The sequence below is a fragment of the Halochromatium sp. genome (assembly GCF_054919635.1).
In genome coordinates this window covers 1-5,199 of the sequence record NZ_JBUDPI010000272.1, presented here as the reverse complement: position 1 = coordinate 5,199, position 5,199 = coordinate 1, and the positions used below count along the sequence as shown (strand labels likewise).

3 protein-coding genes are annotated in these 5,199 nt (G+C 65.0%); 2 read left to right on the top strand and 1 reads right to left on the bottom strand.

Going from position 1 to position 5,199, the window contains the following annotated elements:
• Positions 1 to 2,140, bottom strand: a 2,140-nt coding sequence (locus ACY693_RS14550) for a cation-translocating P-type ATPase (protein ID WP_462322539.1), incomplete at its 3' end; no start/stop codon positions are given.
• Positions 2,141 to 2,575: 435 nt separating this feature from the next.
• On the opposite strand from ACY693_RS14550, the gene ACY693_RS14545 reads away from it, so the two are divergent.
• A complete protein-coding gene (locus ACY693_RS14545) occupies positions 2,576 to 2,995 on the top strand; it encodes a CBS domain-containing protein (RefSeq protein ID WP_323684694.1) in 420 nt (139 codons plus the stop codon).
• A 75-nt stretch (positions 2,996 to 3,070) separates the two neighbouring features.
• The coding region (locus ACY693_RS14540) for a proton-conducting transporter transmembrane domain-containing protein (RefSeq protein ID WP_462322538.1) at positions 3,071 to 5,199 on the top strand (2,129 nt) is incomplete at its 3' end.

The window sequence follows — 5,199 nt, the reverse complement described above, 5'->3', positions numbered from 1 at the left end:
CGACGCCGATGTTGGCCTTGCGTAGCGCCGGTGCGTCGTTGACCCCGTCGCCGGTCACGGCAACGTAGTGGCCTTGCGCTTGCAGGGCTCCAACGATGCTGGTCTTTTGATCAGGCTCGACGCGGGCGTAGACCGGCGCACGGCCGAGACGCAAGCCGTCGTCGGCATTGGCATTGGCATCGTCGGCCTGTCCCGCTTCACCAGCCTGTCGATCGGTATCGATCAACGAGCGAATCTCGGCGCCGGTCACGGCCTCGTCGCCATCCCCGGCGATACCGAGCTCACGGGCGATGCTCAGGCCCGTGGCGGGATGATCGCCAGTGATCATGCGCACCCCAACGCCAGCCTCGTGGCACCGACGAACCGCATCGGGCACCTCTGGGCGCAGCGGATCGATCAAGCCAACCAGACCGAGCAACCTCAGCCCGCCGAGCTCCCCCTGCTCGAGCCTTTGGGCGGCCTCATCCGCCTCTCCATCGACCGCGCCGGCAGCCACAGCGAGGACGCGGAAGCCACGGCCACTGAGATCGTCGACCTGGGCCTGAAGGTCGTCGGTCTCCGCGCAGAGCGGCAGCACGGCCTCAGCCGCGCCTTTGACATGGGCCTCGAGACCGTCCTCACCCTGATTGAAGGTGGCGGCGAGGCGCCGCTTGGACTTGAACGGCACCCGCGCCTGTTCCGGTTGACGTTGCAGTAGCTCATTGCGCGTCAATCCCAGTCGTCGACCGAGCACCAGGAAGGCCACGTCGACGGTGTCACCAACGGCCTCGATCCCGCCTTCCTCGGTCTCACGCAGCTCACCCTCGTTGCACAGCACGCCGGTGCTTGCGAGACGATGCACCGCCGCTTCGGTCTCCTCGTCGAGCGCATTATCGTTTACGGCCTTCTCGCTATCGTCCCCTTTATCGTCCCCTTTATCGTCGGGACGCAGCAGGTCGCCATCGCCATCATTGCTGGGCTCGACACGGACCCGACCACCGGTCGGCAGCGCCATGCGAGTGATGGTGAGCTCGTTGGCGGTCAGGGTGCCGGTCTTGTCGCTCGCGATCAGCGTACAGGTTCCAAGCCCCTCGACCGCGGGCAGCCGACGCACGATCACATTACGCTCAGCCATCCGGTGCCGCCCCATCGATAGGGCCACGGTGATCGCGACCGGCAGACCAGCCGGGATCGCTGACACCGACAAGGCCACGGCAAAGAAGAAGATCTCGGTGAGACCGGCACCGCGCAGCAGCTGGCCAACCACCAAGAGGGCGACGGCGCCCAACACAACCAGCGCAATCCGGCGCGTCAGCGCGCGCAGCCTGATCACCAGTGGCGGCTCGGTATCGCCGGCTCCGGACAACGAACGGGCGATGCGGCCGACCTCGGTGGCCTGACCAATGCGGCAGACAAGGCCCAACGCCCGACCATCAGGCACGTCGGTGCCGGCATGCAACATGGTTTGGCGTTCGCCGACCCCGGCCTCCTCGTCGACGCTCGCCTGCGCATCCTTCTCAACGGGGATCGACTCGCCCGTCAGCAGCGACTCATCGGCGCGCAGGTCTTCAGCCTCCAACAAGCGCAGATCAGCGGGCACCGAATCGCCAGCGCCGAGCCGAACCCGATCCCCAGGCACCAGGTCCTCGGCGTCCACGGCTTGCTCACGACCATCGCGCAGCACGCGGCTGCGAACCGTCATCATCGACTTCAGGGCTTGGGCGCTGGACTCGGCCTTACTCTCCTGAACGGTGCCAATGATGGCGTTCAGTAGCAGCACGGCACCGATGAAGGCGGCATCAGCAAGGGCACCGATGAATACCGACGCCAGCGCGGCTGCCAACAGGATATAGATCAAGGGGTTCGCGAACTGACGGAAGAAGGTCTGCACCAATCCGGGCGGATGTTCTTCGGGCAGGCGGTTGGCTCCGAAACGGCTTCGGCGACGACCGACCTCATCCATGCTCAACCCTTGATCTGGACTGACAAGACACTCCGCGGCCCTGGCGCCGTCTAATGCGTGCCAGGCGATGCGATCGAGCTCGTCCGGCTGCAGCTCGAGGCTCGACCCCGAGCCGCCGGCGGCATTGCTCTGCTGGTCGTCCCCGTCTGATCCGGATGCTGTTTGGGATGCTGGCTGCCGATGTTGCTGTGGGTGCATGCTCTTGCCCTACGGCCTGATCTCCCAGTTGCCGTGCAGCATCCTTGCCAGCAAGAGCGCGGGCCAACGAGCCGAGAATCAGCAGGGCAACAGCGGCCTGACTAAGGCTCCAACCAGGTGCAAATCCACCAGACTGGGGTATTTGGCCAAGGCGGCGGCGGTAAGCCGATTCTCGAGCGCAGCCGTTGGCAAGCTCTGGCTAGCCCAAGCTGTGGCCCAAGCTGTTTTCCGCCTGGCCGCCGCTGCAACGGTCGGTGCCGCACGCGAATCACTGGCAGCAGCATTGGCATCGGCCTTGCGCCACCATCGGTCCGGACCCTGCCGAGGCCATGAGCCACGCTTTGCTGCAATGGCTGGCATTGGCATTGCAGAGTCAGGTCGACGATTGGGGCGAGCCTTGTCCCAGCATTCAGCGCAACCAGAGGAGCACAATCGATGCAACTCCAAGACGTGATGACACCTCAGCTCGAGTACATCGGCCATAACGCGTCGATGATCGATGCCGCTCGCATGATGCGCGAGCACGACATCGGAATGCTGCCGGTCCTGGAAGAGAACCAGATCGTCGGCACCTTAACGGATCGCGATATCGTCACCCGCGGCCTCGCCGACAGGATCGATCCCGAGACGCCGGTCTCCCGCCTCATGACCAGTGGGGTGGAGCTCCGCTATGTCGACGATGACGTCGAGGAAGCTGCCAAGCTGATGGAGCAGAAGCAGATCCGCCGCTTGATCGTGGTCGACCGCGATGAGCGCAGTGTCGGTGTCGTCTCGCTCGGCGATCTCGCGACCCGCTCTGATCAAACCCAGCTCAGCGGCGAGGTGCTCGAAGAGGTCTCTCTGCCAACACACTAAGCGGTCACCGCGTGTGTCGATAGGACTGGATAAGCATCAACGGTGGCGGTGCGGTGCGAGCTGTCGTGATCGACCATGACGCTGTTGGTGATCATCGCCGCGCCGCTGCTAGGGGCCCTGCTGGCAGTACCCGTCCAGCGGGTGGCGGAGCGTGCACCCTCGGTACTGGCCGCCGGCGCTGGGATCGTGACGCTGGCGGCAGCACTCATGAACCTGTCGGGCGTTGCCGCCGGCCTGGTCCCACAGGTAGGCCTGTCTTGGCTACCGGCCTTGGGCCTGGACATAGCGCTGCGGCTCGACGGCCTAGCCCTGCTCATGGTGCTACTGGTTGCGGGCATTGGGCTGCTGGTCAGCCTCTATGCACGCTACTACCTGCCCGACAAGGCCCCTCGTGGGCGTTTCTTCACGCTCATGTTGTTGTTCCAGGCCGCAATGCTCGGCCTGGTCATGGCGGACAACCTCCTATTGCTGTTGATCTTCTGGGAGCTGACAAGCCTGTTGTCGTTCCTGTTGATCGGCTACGACCCAACATCGGCCGAGGCACGCCGCGGGGCGCGCATCGCTTTGCTGGTGACCGCCAGCGGCGGCCTTGCGCTGCTCGCTGGTTTCCTGCTGCTCGGCTCGGTGGTCGGCAGCTTATCGCTCACTGAGGTGCTCGGCGCCGGCGAGCAGGTCCGCGCCGATCCGCTCCTGCTGCCGATCCTCGTGCTGATCCTGCTCGGGGTCGCGACCAAGTCGGCGCAGGTGCCCTTCCATTTTTGGCTACCAGCAGCCATGGCTGCACCGACACCGGTCTCGGCCTATCTGCATTCGGCGACCATGGTCAAGGCCGGTGTCTTCCTGCTGGCGCGACTCTTCCCGGTCTTTGCCGAGAGCACGCCCTGGTTTCCGCTGGTCGGCGGTCTCGGTCTCACAACCTTCGTCTTCGGTGCCTATGCGGCGCTGTTTCAGCAGGATCTTAAGGGGCTCTTGGCCTATTCGACGATCAGTCACCTGGGGCTGATCACCTTCTTGTTCGGGCTCGGCACGTCGCTCGGAGCGGTCGCTGGTCTCTTTCACCTGGTTAACCACGCCGTCTTCAAGGCCTCGTTATTCATGGCCGCCGGCATCATCGATCATGAGACCGGTAGTCGGGATCTGCGTCGGCTCCGCGGTCTCTACGCCTATCTCCCCGTCACTGGCGGGCTGGCGATGATCGCCGCCGCGGCCATGGCTGGAGTGCCCTTGCTGAATGGCTTCTTGAGCAAGGAGATGTTCTTCTCCGAGACCTTGCATTCCGTGCGCATGGCCGAGTGGCCCCTGCTGTTGAAGGCATTGCTGCCCGTGGCGGCCACGCTCGGCGGTGTGCTCTCGGTCGCCTACTCGTTGCGCTTCATCCACGACACCTTCTTCAATGGTCCCTATCCGGCAGCCGACCCGACGCTGCGCTATCCGCCGCATGAGCCACCAGACTGGATGCGCCTGCCGGTCGAGGTGCTGGCGGCGCTCTGTGTGGTTGTCGGCGTGCTCCCGCAGCAGACCATCGAGCCCATCCTGCAGCTCGGTGTCGTCGGCATCCTGGGCGACCTGCCCGATTTCCATCTCAGGATCTGGCATGGTCTCTCGCCGGCGTTCCTGATGAGCGGTCTGGCGCTCGCTGGTGGCGTCCTCCTCTATGCACGCCGAAGGCCGCTGTTCATCGCTCAGGAGCGCCGTCTCCCCAACTGGAGTGCCGAGCGCCTCTTTCGGCAGCTCAGTGCGCGCTTAATGGTGCTCGGCCGGCGGTTGCAGCCCTGGCTACAGCCGACCTCGCTGCAACGCTCGACGCTCTGGCTGCTGAGCGCCGCCGTAGGACTTGGCATCCTGGGCTGGCTCGCGGCTCAGCCGCTGACCGGGTTAGCGGTCGCTCAGGCGCCAAACACCGCGCCACCAACCGCTGCCACACTGGCGAGCGACGCCCCCGATGCGTCGATGCTGGCGATGCCGATCGATATCGTCAGCATGGCCGCGGCGGTGTTGCTGGTGACAGCGACCTTTACGCTGCTGCGGCAGCACGCCCGACGGGTCTTGGCCGTGGTGCTAACCGGTGTGATCGGCCTGATCGTCAGCCTCGCCTTCGTCCATTTCTCGGCCCCGGATCTGGCGTTGACCCAGCTCGCCGTCGAGCTGGTCTCAACGCTGCTGCTGGTGCTGGTACTGGCCTTGCTGCCGCGCAGTGCCAGCCA

Excerpts from the sequence above, each read along its gene's own strand:
- ACY693_RS14545 (WP_323684694.1), top strand. The coding sequence starts at position 2,576 with ATGCAACTCCAAGACGTGATGACACCTCAGCTCGAGTACATCGGCCAT.